This window comes from Pseudomonas sp. MWU16-30322 (assembly GCF_020515535.1).
In the GTDB taxonomy this organism is placed as follows: Bacteria; Pseudomonadota; Gammaproteobacteria; order Pseudomonadales; family Pseudomonadaceae; genus Aquipseudomonas; species Aquipseudomonas fluorescens_H.
The window spans coordinates 17201-33563 of record NZ_JAIWYL010000015.1 but is presented as its reverse complement, the minus strand read 5'-3'; the positions used below and the strand labels follow the sequence as shown (position 1 = coordinate 33563).

The following is a 16363-nucleotide window of genomic DNA, read 5'->3' as shown; positions in this document are numbered from 1 at the left end:
GCATACTGGGCGCCAACACAGTCGGCGTTGAAGGAATCGGTATGCAGTTGGATCCCGCTAGCGGGTGGTGTCACGGGGTGCAGGTCTGCCCATCGCCCAACTTCAATGAACGCCCTGCGGGCGAAATTTCTCTGTTGGTCATTCACAACATCAGCCTGCCGCCAGCGCAGTTCGCCACCGGCAAGGTGCAGGAATTTTTCCAGAATCGTCTGGATGTCACCGAGCATCCCTATTTTGCAGGGATTGCTGACCTGCGCGTCTCGGCGCATTTTCTGATTGAACGTGACGGCACCGTCACCCAGTTTGTCTCCTGTCTTGAGCGGGCGTGGCATGCTGGCGTGTCGATGTTCGAAGGCCGTGATACCTGTAACGATTTTTCCGTGGGCATCGAACTCGAAGGCACTGATGATCTGCCCTTTACCGATGCGCAGTATCAGGCGTTGATCACGCTGACACGTCAGCTGCAAACAGCATTTCCGGCTATCACCGGCGCCCGTATCTGCGGGCACAGCGACATCGCACCCGGGCGCAAGACCGATCCTGGCCCGGCATTCGACTGGGCGCGTTACCGCGCAGCCCTGGCACAAGAGGAAGGACAATGAGTTTTCTGGTGTTACTGCTGGCGGTCTGGATCGAGAAATTCTCGGCCCTGCGCCATCGGGTTCAACGCGATGGCGGATGGATCCGCGAACTGCACAAACTCGAAGCCAGTGAGCGCCTGGCCAAGCGGCCATGGCTGGTGCTGACAATTCTGGTGTTGCTGCCGGTGGCGCTGCTTGCCTTGTTGCTGGTGGTACTGGAACCCGTCGCTTACGGCTTGCTGGCGCTGCCGGTGCATTTGCTGGTGGTGATTTACGCGCTGGGGCGCGGTGATCTGCTCGGCGGTCTCGGGCCGTTTCGTGACGCCTGGCGTCGCGAAGACCTGCAAGCCGCCGCGCATGTGGCCAAGCGTGATCTGGATATCTGTGCCGACAGCGGTGAGCAATTGCTGGATCAGGTACAGGGCCATCTGTTGTGGCAGGCGTATCAAAGTTTCTTCGCGGTGATCTTCTGGTATTTCGTGCTCGGTCCGGTGGCGGCGCTGGCTTATCGGCTGCTCGCATTGGCTGAAGAAAACAGCCAGAACCCAGCCCTCGCCGAACGTGCCGGCCAGTTACGTCATGCCTTCGACTGGGTGCCGGTGCGCTTGCTCGCCGCCAGTTTTGCCCTGGTCGGCAACTTTGTTGCGGTCAGCCGGGTGATGTTGCACGAACTGCTGAACTGGAACATCAGCGCCGCGCAACTGATCAACAAGGTCGGGCTCGCAGCCGGCGAGATCCCGCCGCCGGTGGTCGGACCGGAAGGCATCAACACCCTCGATTGCCTGTGGGAACTGCTGCTGCGCGCGGCGGTGTTGTGGTATGCCGGGTTTGCCTTGTGGACAGTGTTGATTCACTGAGTCTTTAGTAAAACTCAGTGTGGTGAGGGGATTTATCCCCGACGGGCTGCGAAGCAGCCCCAGAACCATTAGGGCCGCTCCGCAGCCCATCGGGGATAAATCCCCTCGCCACAGGTCAGTGACCGGCGCAGCGTAGTCGTTAACCTTAAGTTACAAAACCTCCCCTCGATTTGAGCTATACAGAGACAGCGCCCGATAGTGGCTATCTGCTGTCGCCCCGCGCCTGCCAATAAAAACAAGAAAAGCCAAGGGAGACTTCCAGTGAAGAGCTTGCTCTATCCCGCCGTCTCGCTGATGAACCGCCTGAGCTTCGGCATGAAGTTCAGTCTGATCAGCGTGCTGTTCCTGGTTCCGATGCTGGTGACCAATTTCTATCTGGTGCGCGATTCCTTTCGCGAATTCCAGGGCACCCGGGTCGAATTGCAGAGCCTCGACCTGCTGGGCAGCAGCCTGACCCTGCGCCGGGATCTGGAAACCCTGAACAATCTGGTGCAGATCAACGTCACCCTCGGTCAGTCCGGCAAGGCCGACAATCTTGAGTCGCAGATCGGCAGCCTGGAGCAAACCGTGCTGGCGCGCCTGCAAGGTCTGCAGGCGATGACTGACGATCCTGAGCAGATCAAGGTGTTCGACGGCAAACGCGATGAAATGATCAGCGCGTTCAAGGCTCAACAGGCGGAAAGCTCCCTGCAAAGCAAAAGCGCAATGATTGGCAAGCTGCTCGGCAACGCGCAGATTTTCAGCCAGATCATCGCCAGTCAGGCTGGTCTGAGCCGCGACAACCAGAGCGACATCCGCCAGCTCAGCGAGTTGCTCACCAACATCACCCCGGCCGTGACTCAGACGCTTGGCGAAGGCCGGGCCATCGGTTCGTATTCGCTGGGGCAGGGCTTTCTCAACAGTTCGTCGAGCGCCCGTTTCGACGAGTTGCTGGCGCAGATCGAAAAGCTCCAGGCCGAATACGCGCTGAAACTGGCCGATGCCCTCGACTCCAGCAAAGCCGCACGCGCAAGCCTCAGCGCGCCGGCCGACAGCAGCAAAACCTCGCTCAAGCAGGCCAGCGAGCTGTTTGAAGCGAAAGTCGTGGTGGCCGAATCCCTTGATACGCCGTGGCTGACGTTTTATGACCAAGTCACCGGGCTGATGAATCAAACCTACCAGCTCAACGAAGCGACCCTGAAATTCCTCGATACGCAATTGCAGCAACGCCTGGCGCAAAATCGCACGCACATGGTGTTGCAGGCGGTGGCGCTGTCGGTGGTGTTCGTGCTGATTTTCTATCTCTATGGCGGGTTCTACGCCTCGACCCGCACCACGCTCAAGCGCCTGGGCGCGATGATGGACAAGGTCGCGGCCGGTGACATGACGGTCAATTTCAAGGCCAACAGCCGTGATGAACTGGGCGAGTTGGGTGAGGTGTTCAACGGCACCGTGAGGAAGATCCATGACCTGATCGAGCGGGTCGGGCACACCGTGGCAGAGGTCGAGCGTCAGGCCGGACAGGTGGAAAACGTGTCTGCGCAAAGTAATCAGGCGGTGGCCGGGCAGCGCACGCAGATCGAGCAAGTGGCGACTGCGATGAATCAGATGTCGGCGACCTCGCTGGAAGTTGCACGCAGCGCGGCGGCAGCGGTGAGCAGCGCGCACAGCGTCAACGACGAAACCGTCAGCGGTCGCACACTGGTAGCGTCGCAGCAGGGCAGCATTGCCGCGCTGGCCAGCGAGATCGATCAATCGGTGCTGGTGATCAACCAGCTAGCCAGCGACAGCCAGTCGATCAGTCGCGTCCTGGAAGTGATCAAGAGCATCGCCGAGCAGACCAACCTGCTGGCACTCAACGCCGCCATCGAAGCGGCCCGCGCCGGAGAGCAGGGCCGTGGCTTCGCGGTGGTTGCGGATGAAGTGCGAACGTTGGCCAAGCGCACCCAGCAATCGACCGAAGAAATCGAGCAGATGATCAGCAAGCTGCATGGCGGCGTGGGCGCCGCGGTGAAGGTCATGGGCGTTAGCCATCAGATGGCCAATGGCACGGTCGGGCAGTCGGAAAAGGTCCAGCAGGCGCTGGAAAACATCCTCGGTGCGGTAGGCATGATCGTCGATCAGAACCAGCAGATCGCCGCTGCCGTGGAGCAACAGACTGCGGTGGCCCATGACATCGATCAGAACATCGTCGAGATCAATCGCGCCGGTGAGCGCACGGCCCAGGGGGCGCACCAGACCGAGGACGCCAGCCGGGCGTTGTCAGCGCAGGTGGTGGAACTGAAACAGCTGATCAGCGCGTTCCGCGTCTGATCGAGCGCGAATGCCTACGAGGGCGGTAATGTCAGAACATTTTGTAATGCTTTGATGCTTACGCTTGTAAGCCAATTCCTGTTTTCTTCCGGCGGCTGGCTTTTCGTCATTATTGAGCCAGTATCCCTGATCAGTTAGTTGCGCTGAGGAGGCCGCGAATGTCCGTTGTAACCCTGGGAGTTCAGGGCCGTTGTGCTCATTGCCAGACCACGCAGGTGCTTAAACCCTGGCAACTCAATGCCATCGCAATCAATGAACCGTTTACCTGCAATCACTGCCAGAAAACCCTGGAGTTGCGCTGTCCGGTGCAGATCAAACGCTTCAAATCTCTCGACTCTCTCGGATTGCTGCGCTTCAGCGCGTCAGTCACGGTGTGCACCGCGCTGCTGGTGGCGTTGGTCATGGAATGGATCGGGCTGCTCAACGTGACGGAACAGTTGAATGCATCACTGATCGTGCTTTTTGTGTACTTCGCGCTGCTGCGTTTTGTTCATCATCGCCAGCACATGACCCTGATCCTCGAGGCGGCCAAGGCCCACGGCGACTGATTACCAACCGAACACTTCGCAACTGTTGGCGGTGCTGGCGGCAGCCAGTTGTTCTGAACTGATATTCATCAACTCGGCGAGCGCCGCACAGATCGCCGGCAAGTGCGCGGGGGTATTGCGTACTCCGGGAAACATCGCCGGCGCCATGTCCGGGGAGTCGGTTTCCAGCACGATCGACTCCAGCGGCAGATCCGCCAGGACCCGATGCATGCGCAACGCCTGCGGCCAGGTCGGCGCGCCGCCCAGACCCAGTTTGAAACCGAGCTTGATGTATTCCCGAGCTTCTTCACGGCTGCCGGCGAAGGCGTGGATGATCCCGGCGCGTTTGAGCTTGAAGCGTTTGAGCGTGGCGATTACGGCTGCGTGGCTGCGACGCACGTGGATCAGCGCCGGTAGTTCAAAATCTGCCGCCAATTGCAGCTGCGCCTCGAACAGCGTCTGCTGGCGTTCACGGTCGAGGGTTTCGATGAAGTAATCCAGACCGATCTCGCCCACCGCACACAGTTGTCGATGGCCGCGCAGCCGCGTCAGCCAGTCACCGAGCGTGCGTAAATCTTCGGGTTGATGCTGATCGAGATACACCGGATGCAGACCGAATGCCGCGTACAGGTCGGCATCGCGCTGCACCAGATCCCACACCCGTTGCCAATTGCCCTGATAAACCCCCAGCACCACCACCCGCCGCACCCCGAGGGCGCGGCTTTCGGCGAGCAACGCCGAGCGATCGGCGTCGAAGTCGGGGAAGTCGAGGTGGGTGTGGCTGTCGATCAGCTCCACGGCTCAGTCCCGGTGAATACGCTGCTTGAAGGTACGGGCGATGGCCTGCACGCCAGGCTTGTATTCCGATTGCTCGACGGCGGCCAGCGCCAGTTCCAGCGCCTTGTCGGCGATCAACTGGTGCTGCTGGGCCATGGCGTTGACCGGCAGCGGCAGGAAGTCCAGCAACTGCGTATCACCGAAGGTGCCCAGACGTAGCGGGCGGGATTTGAGCGGGAAGTCATGCAGCGCATCGAACACGCCCTGCAACAGCACGTAGGACGTGGTCACCAGCGCATCCGGCAAATGCCCCAGACGTTGCAGGAGTTCTTCCATCAATTGCTTGCCGCATTCACGGCTGAAGGACTCGGCGTGCTCGATCAGCACTTCGCCTTTGAAGTCGACCAGTGCCTGCTTGAAGCCGGCCGCACGTTCCTGACTGATGCTCAGCTCCGGACGCGCACCGAGCAGCACGATCTGTTTTGGTTGCGGATCGAGCAGGCTCTGGGTCAGGTGCAGGCTGGCTTCGCGGTCGTCACTGATCACCGAGCAGAAGTGTTCGGGTTCCATGACCCGGTCGATGGCGATGATCGGCAAGCCCTTGGCCTGCAACTGGCGATAGCTGTCGTCACCGGCCGGCAGGCAACTGGCGACGATCAGCGCATCGCAGCGGCGCGCCTTGAACAGTTGCAGCAACTGGCGCTCGCTGTCCGGCGCATCGTCGGAGCTGGCGATCAGCAACTGATAGCCACGCGCCCGCGCACCTTGCTCCAGCAGTTTGGCGATCCGCGCGTAACTGGGGTTTTCCAGATCCGGCAGAATAAAGCCCAACGTGCGCGTGTGCCGACTGCGCAGCCCGGCCGCTTGTGGGTTGGGGGTGAAGCCGTGCTCTTCGACGACCGCACGCACGCGCTCGACCGTGGCGCTGCTGATGCGTTGCTGTTCGGCCTTGCCGTTGATGACGTAGCTGGCGGTGGTCACGGACACTCCGGCCAACCGCGCGATATCACTGAGTTTCAACCCGGGATTTCCTTGTTTTTTCGAGCTTGCCGCGACATTTTCGCCAATCCTACCCGATTCGGGCAGACGACTATTGTCGCAGCGCATCCGACAAGTTGGACTTCAAGGATGAGACATTATCGAGTAACGTGCCGATCAATCTAGATTAAACGTTTCAGCAGGCGTATTTTCTACGTTTTAGACGCTTTTGGCCGGTTCTGCCGTGAAACCGCCAAAACTGCCGCTGAAAAGCAGTCTGACCAGCGCCTAAGCTGTGACCATTCAAAACAATATCCTGGCGCATCCATGTGCCAAAAAGGAGATCGCATGCTCGAGCTCACTATAGAGCAGATATCCATGGGCCAATCGGCTGTGGATAAACCCGCCGCCCTGCAATTGCTTGCCCATCATCTGGTGGCCGATGGCCTGGTCGCCGATGGCTACCTCGCTGGGTTGCAGGCCCGGGAAGCCCAGGGCTCGACCTTTCTCGGCCAGGGTATCGCCATCCCCCACGGCACCCCGGAGACCCGCGATCAGGTATTCGCCACCGGCGTGCGGCTGATGCAGTTTCCCGAGGGCGTGGATTGGGGGGATGGCCAGATCGTTTATCTGGCGATCGGCATCGCCGCCAAATCCGACGAACACCTGCGCCTGCTGCAACTGCTGACCCGCGCCCTCGGCGAGACCGATCTGGGTCAGGCCCTGCGTCGCGCCAGCTCGCCGGAAGCGCTGCTGAAACTGCTGCAAGGCGCGCCACAGGAACTGGCGCTGGATGCGCAGATGATCGGCCTCGGCGTGTCGGCTGACGATTTCGAAGAACTGGTCTGGCGTGGCGCGCGTCTGCTGCGTCAGGCCGATTGTGTGAGCAATGGTTTTGCCGGCGTGTTGCAGCAAGTCGAAGCGCTGCCGCTGGGTGACGGCCTGTGGTGGCTGCACAGCGAGCAAACCGTGAAACGTCCGGGCCTGGCCTTCGTCACCCCGGACAAACCGATGCGCTACCTCGGGCAGCCGCTCAGCGGTCTGTTCTGTCTGGCCAGTCTGGGTGAGGCGCATCAGGCGCTGCTCGAACGTTTGTGCGCGCTGCTCATCGAAGGACGCGGTCATGAATTGGGCCGCGCCACCAGCAGCCGCAAAGTCCTCGAAGTGCTCGGCGGCGAACTGCCCGCCGATTGGCCGAGCGCGCGTATTGCCCTGGCCAACGCCCACGGTTTGCATGCACGTCCGGCGAAGATTCTTGCGCAACTGGCGAAGAGTTTCGACGGTGAAATCCGCATGCGCATCGTCGACAGCGTGGACAGCGCCGTGTCGGTAAAAAGCCTGAGCAAGCTGCTGAGTCTCGGCGCCCGTCGTGGTCAGGTGCTGGAGTTCATCGCCGAGCCGAGCATCGCCGCCGACGCCTTGCCGGCGCTGCTGGCCGCTATCGAAGAAGGCCTTGGCGAAGAAGTCGAACCGCTGCCGGCCGTGAGCCAGCAACGCGAAGTCATCACCGATATTGCCGAAGTGCTGATCGCTCCAGCGTCCGGCGCGCAGTTGCAGGCGATCCCTGCCGCACCGGGCATCGCCATCGGCCCGGCGCACATTCAGGTGCAGCAGGCTATCGATTACCCGTTGCGCGGTGAGTCCGCCGCCATCGAGCGCGAGCGTCTCAAGCAAGCGCTGAGCGATGTGCGCAGAGACATCCAGGGCCTGATCGAACGCAGCAAGGCCAAGGCCATCCGCGAGATCTTTATCACCCACCAGGAAATGCTCGACGACCCGGAACTGACCGACGAAGTCGACACCCGCCTCAAACAAGGCGAAAGCGCTGAAGCAGCGTGGATGGCGGTGATTGAGGCAGCGGCCAAACAACAGGAATCGCTGCAGGACGCGTTGCTCGCCGAGCGGGCGGCAGACCTGCGTGACATCGGGCGCCGGGTGCTGGCGCAACTTTGCGGTGTGCAGACGCCGAACGAGCCGGAGCAGCCGTACATTCTGGTGATGGACGAAGTCGGCCCATCCGACGTGGCGCGGCTCGATCCGGCCCGAGTTGCAGGGATTCTCACCGCTCGCGGCGGCGCCACCGCGCACAGTGCAATCGTCGCCCGTGCTCTCGGAATTCCGGCGCTGGTCGGTGCGGGCGCAGCGGTGCTGCTGCTGGAACCGGGCACGCCGTTGCTGCTCGACGGCCAGCGCGGTCGCCTGCACGTCGACGCCGATGCCGCGACCCTGCAACGCGCCGCCGAAGAACGCGATACCCGCGAACAACGTCTCAAGGCTGCCGCCGAACAACGCCATCAACCGGCACACACCACTGACGGCCACGCCGTGGAAGTGTTCGCCAACATCGGCGAAAGCGCTGGGGTCAGCGCTGCGGTCGAGCAGGGCGCCGAAGGCATTGGTCTGCTGCGCACCGAACTGATTTTCATGGCCCACCCGCAAGCGCCAGACGAAGCCACTCAAGAAGCCGAATACCGCCGCGTTCTCGATGGCCTCGCCGGACGGCCGCTGGTAGTGCGCACGCTGGATGTCGGCGGCGACAAACCATTGCCGTATTGGCCGATCGCCAAGGAAGAGAACCCGTTCCTCGGTGTGCGCGGCATTCGCCTGACCTTGCAGCGTCCGCAGATCATGGAAGCGCAATTGCGCGCCTTGCTGCGTTCGGCGGATAACCGTCCATTGCGGATCATGTTCCCGATGGTCGGCAGCGTCGAAGAGTGGCGTCAGGCCCGCGACATGACCGAGCGCCTGCGCCTGGAAATCCCGGTTGCCGATCTGCAACTGGGGATCATGATTGAAGTACCGTCCGCCGCATTGCTGGCGCCGGTGCTGGCCAAGGAAGTCGACTTCTTCAGTGTCGGCACCAACGACCTGACGCAATACACCCTGGCCATCGACCGTGGTCACCCGACCCTCTCGGCCCAGGCTGACGGCCTGCACCCGGCGGTGCTGCAGTTGATCGACATCACCGTGCGCGCCGCGCATGCCCATGGCAAATGGGTCGGCGTGTGTGGCGAGCTGGCGGCAGATCCGCTGGCGGTGCCGGTGCTGGTTGGCCTCGGCGTCGATGAGCTGAGCGTGTCCGGCCGCAGCATCGCCGAGGTCAAGGCGCGCATTCGCGAACTGAGCCTGACCCAAGCGCAAACCCTTGCTCAACAAGCCCTCACCGTGGGCAGCGCGAACGAAGTGCGTGCATTAGTGGAGGCCCTGTAATGGCCAAGATTCTCACCCTGACCCTTAACCCGGCGCTGGACCTCACGGTCGAGCTGCCACGCCTGGAGGCCGGTCAGGTCAACCGCAGCGACGAGATGCACACCCACGCCGCCGGCAAAGGTGTGAACGTCGCTCAGGTCCTCGCAGACCTCGGGCATCAACTGACGGTCAGCGGCTTTCTCGGCGAAGACAATCTGCAAGCCTTCGAGACTTTGTTCGCCAAGCGCGGTTTTGTCGACGCGTTCATCCGCGTGCCGGGGGAGACGCGCAGCAACATCAAGGTCGCCGAGCACGACGGGCGCATCACCGACATTAACGGGCCGGGACCGGTGGTCGACGCGGCGGCGCAGCAGGCGTTGCTCGAGCGTCTGCTGCAGATCGCCCCGGGGCATGACGCGGTGGTGGTCGCTGGCAGTCTGCCGCGTGGCGTCAGCGCGCAGTGGTTGCGCGAACTGATCGAACGTCTGAACGGTCTCGGTCTGAAAGTCGCCCTCGACAGCAGCGGTGAAGCCTTGCGTGCGGCGATTGAAGCGCGCCCGTGGCTGATCAAGCCGAACACCGAAGAACTCGCCGATGCGCTCGATTGTGATGTGGTCTCGCACGCCGCCGAAGCTCAGGCGGCGGCGTGCCTGCACGCCAAAGGTATCGAGCATGTGGTGATCTCCCACGGTGCCGACGGGGTGAACTGGTTCAGCGTCGGCTCGGCGCTGCATGCCATGCCGCCGAAGGTCACGGTCGCCAGTACGGTGGGTGCCGGTGACTCGTTGCTGGCCGGCATGCTGCACGGTTTGCTCAGTGCCGATACTCCCGAGCAGACCCTGCGCACGGCAACGGCGATTGCCGCGATGGCGGTGACGCAGATCGGTTTCGGCATCAACGATGCGGCGCAACTGGCGCAGCTCGAACAGGGCGTACGCGTGCGTCCCCTGACAGAACAATAAGAGGGTTTGTCATGAAATTAGCCATTGTCACGGCCTGCCCGAACGGCATGGTCACCAGTGTGCTGTGCGCCCGCCTGCTCGATGCAGCGGCCCAGCGTCAGGGCTGGAGCACCAGCGTTGAAGTGGTCGATGCGGCGCACCCCGAGCGCGAATTGTCGGCCGCCACCATTGCGGCGGCGGAGTGGGTGTTGCTGGTGGTCACCGGTGACATCGACATGCGCCGTTTCGTCGGCAAGCGCGTGTTCCGCATCGCTCCGGCGCAAGCCCTGCAAGATGTCGAAGCGGTGTTGCGTCGAGGGGCTGAGGAGTCTGAAGTTTACGTCGCCAGCGATGCCGCCCCGGTTGCCGCTGCGCCACGTGCGCCGCGCATCGTCGCCATCACCGCGTGCCCGACCGGCGTCGCCCACACCTTCATGGCGGCCGAAGCGTTGCAGCAAACGGCCAAGCGTCTGGGCTATGAATTGCACGTCGAAACCCAGGGTTCGGTCGGCGCGAAAACCCCGCTCAGCGCGACGGCGATTGCCGAGGCTGACGTGGTGTTGCTGGCGGCGGACATCGAAGTCGCCACCGAGCGTTTTGCCGGCAAGAAAATCTATCGCTGTGGCACCGGGATTGCCTTGAAGCAATCCGAAGCGACCCTGAAAAAAGCCCTTGCCGAAGCTCAGGTGGAGAGCACTGCGAGCGACGGCAAGGCGCCGGCCAAGCAAGAGAAAACCGGCGTTTACAAACACCTGCTGACCGGTGTTTCGTTCATGCTGCCGATGGTGGTGGCCGGTGGTCTGATGATCGCGCTGTCGTTCGTCTTCGGCATCACTGCGTTCAAGGAAGAGGGCACGCTGGCGGCGGCGCTGATGCAGATTGGCGGCGAGACCGCGTTCAAGCTGATGGTGCCGCTGCTCGCCGGTTACATCGCCTACTCGATCGCCGACCGCCCAGGTCTGGCGCCGGGGATGATTGGTGGCTTGCTCGCCAGTACGCTGGGGGCCGGGTTTATCGGCGGGATCGTCGCCGGTTTCATCGCCGGTTATGCGGCCAAGGCCATCAGTCGCTATGTCGCCTTGCCGCAAAGTCTTGAAGCGTTGAAACCGATTCTGATCATTCCGTTGTTCGCCAGCCTGTTCACCGGGCTGGTGATGATCTACGTGGTCGGTAAACCGGTTGCCGGCATGCTTGCGGCGCTGACACATTTTCTCGACAGCATGGGCACCACCAACGCGATTCTGCTCGGGGTGTTGCTCGGCGGCATGATGTGCGTCGACCTCGGCGGACCGATCAACAAAGCCGCGTATGCGTTCTCGGTGGGCCTGCTGGCCTCGCAGAGTTATGCGCCGATGGCCGCGACCATGGCCGCCGGCATGGTGCCGCCAATCGGCCTGGGCATCGCCACCTTCATCGCCCGCCGCAAGTTCGCCCAGACCGAGCGCGAGGCCGGTAAGGCGGCGCTGGTGCTGGGGCTGTGCTTCATCTCCGAAGGGGCGATTCCGTTTGCCGCGAAAGACCCGCTGCGAGTGATTCCGGCGAGCATCGCCGGTGGTGCGTTGACTGGCGCGTTGTCGATGTACTTCGGCTGCAAACTGATGGCGCCGCACGGTGGCTTGTTTGTGCTGGCGATCCCGAATGCGATCAATCATGCGTTGCTGTATCTGCTGGCGATTGTCGCGGGGAGTCTGTTGACGGCGGTGGTTTACGCAACGGTCAAACGCCCGGAAGCCGCGGAACTGGCGGTCGAACCCGTCAACGTCTGACACTGCAACACCCCTGTGGGAGCGGGCTTGCTCGCGAAGGCGTCGTGTCAGTCGATATTTCTTTAACTGACACACCGCTTTCGCGAGCAAGCCCGCTCCCACAGGGGGATGTGTTGTCATGCCGGATTCATCATCGCGTGCTTAAGTTTTCCTTTTTTCAGGGAGAACAGCATGAGCGATTTCAACCTCGGGCGCCGTCGGGTCATGCAAGTGGTCGGCGCCGGGCTGCTGATGCCCGGGCTGGCGCCGGCAGTGATCGCGTCGGTCAAGGATCGGCCACAACTCACCGACGGCGTGCAGTCCGGCGACCTGCAGGGCGACCGCGCGATGATCTGGAGCCGCAGCGACCGCCCGGCGCGGATGGTGGTCGAGTGGGACACTCGCAGCCAGTTTCGCCACCCACGGCGGCTGGTCTCGGCACTGGCCGATGCGCGCACCGACTTTACTGCCCGGGTCGAACTCACCGGGTTGCCCGCCGATCAGGCGATTTTCTATCGGGTGTATTTCAAGGACGCACAAACCGGCGTCGCCAGCGAGCCGTGGCTCGGCCATTTGCGCAGTGCACCGACGGCGAGGCGCAATATTCGTTTTGTGTGGAGCGGTGACACCGTCGGCCAGGGCTTCGGCATCAACCCGGACATCGGTGGCATGCGCATCTACGAATCCATGCGTCTGCGCTTGCCGGACTTCTTTATCCACAGTGGCGACACGATCTACGCCGACGGCCCGGTGCCGGCGCAACTGACCACCGAAGGCGGGCGGATCTGGCGCAACCTCACCACCGAAGCCAAGAGCAAAGTCGCGCAGACCCTCGACGATTATCGCGGCAACTATCGCTACAACCTGATGGACGAAAACATCCGCCGCTTCAACGCCGAAGTCCCGCAGATCTGGCAGTGGGACGACCACGAAGTGGTCAACAACTGGTCGCCGGGCAAGCAACTCGACGAGCGCTATCAGGAAAAAGATATCCACACCCTGGTCGGCCGTGCGCGCAAGGCCTGGCTGGAATATTCGCCGATGCGTTTGCAGGCGGCCGATGGCGGCGGACGGATCTATCGCAAGCTCAGCTACGGGCCGATGCTCGACGTGTTCGTGCTCGACATGCGCAGTTATCGCGGGGCTAACGACGACAACCTCGGCGCGGCCAAGCCGTTCCTCGGGCGCGAACAACTGGACTGGCTCAAGCGCGGCTTGAAGCACTCCAAGGCGCAGTGGAAGGTGATCGCCGCCGACATGCCGATCGGCCTCGGTGTGCCCGACGGTGAAGTCAGCCCGGGCGTGGCGCGCTGGGAGGCGGTGGCCAACGGCGATCCCGGCCCGGCGCAAGGACGTGAGCTGGAAGTCGCTGAGTTGCTGGGTTTCCTGCGCGCGCAACAGGTACGCAATTTCGTGTTTCTGACCGCCGATGTGCATTACTGCGCGGCGCATCACTACCACCCTGACCGTGCGGCGTTTCAGGATTTCGAGCCGTTCTGGGAGTTTGTCGCCGGGCCGCTGAATGCCGGGAGTTTCGGGCCTAATCCGCTGGACAAGACCTTCGGCCCGGAAGTGGTATTCCAGAAGGCCCCGCCGACGCAGAACGCCTCACCGTTTGCCGGGTTTCAGTTCTTTGGCGAGGTGAATATCGAAGGGCAGAGCGGGGAGATGAGTGTGGTGTTGCGGGATTTGAATGGGGTGGCGGTGTTTGAGCAGAAGTTGCAGCCCGTCTAGACGCTGCGGAACCTGTGGGAGCGGGCTTGCTCGCGAAGACGGTGTGTCAGCGAAGTCGATATCGACTGGCACGGCGCCTTCGCGAGCAAGCCTGCTCCCACAGGGGAATGATGGGTGTCAGTACACGTCGCGGCGGTAACGGCCCTGTTCGATCAGGCGCTCGACTTCGGCTGCACCCAACACGTCGTTGAGCACTTGATCGACGCCAGAGGCCATACCCTGCAGGCTGCCGCAGATGTAGATCACCGCACCGTCAGCCAGCCACTTTTTCAGCTCGTCAGCGGATTCGCGCAGGCGATCCTGAACGTAAATCTTCTGCGCCTGATCCCGTGAAAACGCCAGGTCCAGGCGCGCCAGATCGCCATTGATCAACCACTCTTCCAGCTCCGCCCGGCAGAGGAAATCATGCTGGCGATTGCGCTCGCCAAACAGCAGCCAGTGGCGCTGCTGACCGTCGGCGATGCGTGCCTTGAGCAGGCTGCGCAACCCGGCGAGGCCGGTGCCGTTGCCCAGCAGAATCATCGGCAGCGGTTCATTCGGCAGATGGAACCCGCTGTTGCGCCGCACGCGCAGGCTGATGGCGCCGCCCACCGGGGCGTGTTCGGTCAGCCAGCCGGAAGCAATGCCCAGGCTGCCATCGGCGTGTTGTTCCTGACGTACGATCAGTTCCAGCACGCCGTCGGCGGCAATCGAGGCGATCGAGTATTCGCGCATCGCCAGCGGCACCATCGCATCCACCAGCGCCTGCGCATGCAGGCCGACCAGATGCGCACGATGTTCCGGCAACTGGCGGCTGGCGAGGGCGACTTCCAGCGGTTCTTCGAGGCCGTTGATCTTCACGGGTGTTTCGCCACGAATGCCGAGGCCGTCGAGGAAATGCTCAATCGCCCACGCACAGTTGCGCGGCAACACTTCCACCAGATCGCCGGCCAGCCAGCTGCTGGTGCTCGGCGCCTTCAGGCCCAACAGGTACACCGGCGAACCGCTGCTGTCCGGGTTCATCAGTTCGCGGCGCAGCAGTGTCCAGTTGTCGTAGCTCGGCGCTTGCCAGGTGTCGACCGGCGCTTGACCAGTGATCAGGCCAAGTTGAGTCTGCCAGTGACGCAGGGCGTACGGATCGCCGTTGTCGACTTCGACCGGGGCGAACAGGGTCTTGCCGCCGTGTTCGCCTAGCCACTGATGCAGGCGCCGGGCGAAGCCGCAGAAGTGCGCATACTGGCGGTCGCCGAGGCCCAGCACCGCATAATTCAGGCCGTCGAGGGTCGTGGCTTCGCGCAGCACTTTGCGCTCGAAACCGCGCGCGCTGTCCGGTGCTTCGCCGTCGCCGAAGGTGCTGACCACGAACAGCGCGTGGTTCGACTCGCGCAGATCCTCTGCGCTGACATTCGCCAGCGGCTGCACCTTCACCGGCAACCCGGCGGCTTGCAGTTGCCCGGCGGTCTGCCAGGCCAGTTGTTCGGCAAAACCACTTTGGCTGGCAAAACCGATCAGCCATCCAGGGGCATTGCCGGTTGGTTGTTCAAGACCTTTGCGCGCGTCCTGAATCTGCTTTTTCTTGCGTCGGCGATCCAGATACAGCAGCCAGCCAGTGATGAAAAACAGCGGCATGCACACGGCGGCGAGGGTGACGATGATTCGTCCGACGAGGCCGAAATAGCTGCCGACGTGCAGCGCGTAAATGCTGGTCAACAGCTGCGCATTGAAGCTCTTGTCGGCGTAGCGATCGACGCGTTTGACCACGCCGGTGGCCGGGTCGAGGGTGATCTGGTTCAGCGCGCGATCATGCGGCGAGCTGTCGAGCAGATAGAACACGGTCGCCGGTTGCCCGGCCACTGGCGGCATGCGGATGTTGTAGGCCGACAGGCCCGGGCCGGCGGCGCTGTAGATGCTGCTCCACATCGCCGCGTAATCGGCGGTCGGTGCCGGACCTTCCGGCGCCGGGACGCGACCACCGCGCACGCGCTCGTTTTGCGGCGCATCGGAAAGCAGTTTGGTCAGGCCCTTGTTGTACCACTCGTAGGACCAGGACAACCCGGTCAACGCCAGCAGCAGATACACCAGCAAACACCAGGTGCCGGCCACCGAGTGCAGGTCCCAGTTGAAGCTGCGGCCCTTTTTCTTCCAGTCGAGGGTCAGCCACACGCGCCAGCTGTTCCACTGTCGCGGCCAGCGCAGGTACAGCCCGGACAGGCAGAAGAACAACAGGATCAGGGTGCAGGCGCCGGTGATGTTGCGTCCGGTATCGCCCATGGCGAGGAAACGGTGCAGCTGCAGCATCAGGCCGAAGAAGTCCTGGCCAACCGCGTCGCCCATGAACTCGCCGGTGTAGGGATCGAAGTAGCGCATCTCGCCACGACGTTCGCCTTTGGGCGGGGTGAAGTAGACGCGCGCGGCGTTGCCGCTGTCGGTCTCGACCCAGAGCATCGAGACTTTCTTGCCGGAAGTCGCTTCGATGTGTTCCACCAGGTCGACTGGAGGCAGGACGCCGGCGACCTGTTTTTCCACCTGCAACACCGACGGGTTCAGCGCCCGCAGGATTTCGTCCTGGAACGAATAGGCGGCACCGGTAATGCCCATCAGGGCCAGCACCAGCCCGGCAGTGATGCCGAAAAACCAGTGCAACTGGAACAGGGTTTTCTTCAACACGTCGCTCGCCTTGTTCGTTCGAAAAATTATCATCACGGCGCGCATTATGCCGTGGGTTGTCGAGAAGCGTTCTTCTTTACGCACAAAGGCCCCGTT

The 16363-nt window shown here is 62.5% G+C and carries 11 protein-coding genes; 8 read left to right on the top strand and 3 right to left on the bottom strand.

The features are described 5' to 3' along the window. Nucleotides 1-41 precede the first annotated feature (41 nt). The 4 genes from ampD (at nt 42) to LCH64_RS26130 (ending at nt 4278) form a co-directional block, all read left to right on the top strand. Nucleotides 42-602 (top strand): 1,6-anhydro-N-acetylmuramyl-L-alanine amidase AmpD, encoded by a 561-nt coding sequence (ampD, locus tag LCH64_RS26145; protein ID WP_201135826.1) that lies wholly within the window; start codon nt 42-44, stop codon nt 600-602. Next, a complete protein-coding gene (gene ampE, locus LCH64_RS26140; protein WP_103486509.1) occupies nt 599-1438 on the top strand; it encodes a regulatory signaling modulator protein AmpE in 840 nt (279 codons plus the stop codon). Before ampD ends, ampE begins: the two co-directional genes overlap by 4 nt. Before the next feature lie 261 nt (nt 1439-1699). Next, nucleotides 1700-3730 carry a methyl-accepting chemotaxis protein gene (locus tag LCH64_RS26135; protein WP_226501736.1) on the top strand — a complete coding sequence of 677 codons (2031 nt, stop codon included), beginning with the start codon at nt 1700-1702 and terminating at the stop codon, nt 3728-3730. 158 nt (nt 3731-3888) lie between these two features. After that, a complete protein-coding gene (locus LCH64_RS26130) occupies nt 3889-4278 on the top strand; it encodes a hypothetical protein (protein ID WP_135294939.1) in 390 nt (129 codons plus the stop codon). Here the strand turns inward: LCH64_RS26130 and LCH64_RS26125 are convergent, their stop codons facing one another. Then, nucleotides 4279-5055, bottom strand: coding sequence for a TatD family hydrolase (locus LCH64_RS26125; RefSeq protein WP_226501735.1), 777 nt, complete (start codon nt 5053-5055; stop codon nt 4279-4281). It abuts the gene before it with no gap. A 3-nt stretch (nt 5056-5058) separates the two neighbouring features. Further along, nucleotides 5059-6054: a catabolite repressor/activator gene (gene cra / locus LCH64_RS26120; RefSeq protein ID WP_226501734.1), complete on the bottom strand. Its 996-nt coding sequence runs from the start codon at nt 6052-6054 to the stop codon at nt 5059-5061. Nucleotides 6055-6360: 306 nt separating this feature from the next. On the opposite strand from cra, the gene ptsP reads away from it, so the two are divergent. The 4 genes from ptsP (at nt 6361) to LCH64_RS26100 (ending at nt 13621) form a co-directional block, all read left to right on the top strand. Then, entirely contained in the window at nt 6361-9222 is a 2862-nt protein-coding gene (ptsP, locus tag LCH64_RS26115) for a phosphoenolpyruvate--protein phosphotransferase (RefSeq protein WP_226501733.1), read from the top strand. Beyond that, on the top strand, nt 9222-10163 hold the full coding sequence (gene pfkB / locus LCH64_RS26110; protein ID WP_226501732.1) for a 1-phosphofructokinase: 942 nt from the start codon (nt 9222-9224) through the stop codon (nt 10161-10163). Before ptsP ends, pfkB begins: the two co-directional genes overlap by 1 nt. Before the next feature lie 11 nt (nt 10164-10174). Beyond that, nucleotides 10175-11908: a PTS fructose-like transporter subunit IIB gene (locus tag LCH64_RS26105; RefSeq protein WP_226501731.1), complete on the top strand. Its 1734-nt coding sequence runs from the start codon at nt 10175-10177 to the stop codon at nt 11906-11908. Between the two features lie 171 nt (nt 11909-12079). After that, nucleotides 12080-13621 (top strand): alkaline phosphatase D family protein, encoded by a 1542-nt coding sequence (locus tag LCH64_RS26100; protein WP_226501730.1) that lies wholly within the window; start codon nt 12080-12082, stop codon nt 13619-13621. A 117-nt stretch (nt 13622-13738) separates the two neighbouring features. Here the strand turns inward: LCH64_RS26100 and LCH64_RS26095 are convergent, their stop codons facing one another. Continuing rightward, entirely contained in the window at nt 13739-16267 is a 2529-nt protein-coding gene (locus LCH64_RS26095) for a sulfite reductase flavoprotein subunit alpha (protein WP_226501729.1), read from the bottom strand. Nucleotides 16268-16363: the final 96 nt, after the last annotated feature.

What these genes read in the sequence shown, in the direction of transcription:
- ampD (WP_201135826.1), top strand. Translation starts at nt 42, where the DNA reads ATGCAGTTGGATCCCGCTAGCGGGTGGTGTCACGGGGTGCAGGTCTGC.
- ampE (WP_103486509.1), top strand. Translation starts at nt 599, where the DNA reads ATGAGTTTTCTGGTGTTACTGCTGGCGGTCTGGATCGAGAAATTCTCG.
- LCH64_RS26130 (WP_135294939.1), top strand. Translation starts at nt 3,889, where the DNA reads ATGTCCGTTGTAACCCTGGGAGTTCAGGGCCGTTGTGCTCATTGCCAG.
- ptsP (WP_226501733.1), top strand. Translation starts at nt 6,361, where the DNA reads ATGCTCGAGCTCACTATAGAGCAGATATCCATGGGCCAATCGGCTGTG.
- pfkB (WP_226501732.1), top strand. Translation starts at nt 9,222, where the DNA reads ATGGCCAAGATTCTCACCCTGACCCTTAACCCGGCGCTGGACCTCACG.
- LCH64_RS26105 (WP_226501731.1), top strand. Translation starts at nt 10,175, where the DNA reads ATGAAATTAGCCATTGTCACGGCCTGCCCGAACGGCATGGTCACCAGT.
- LCH64_RS26100 (WP_226501730.1), top strand. Translation starts at nt 12,080, where the DNA reads ATGAGCGATTTCAACCTCGGGCGCCGTCGGGTCATGCAAGTGGTCGGC.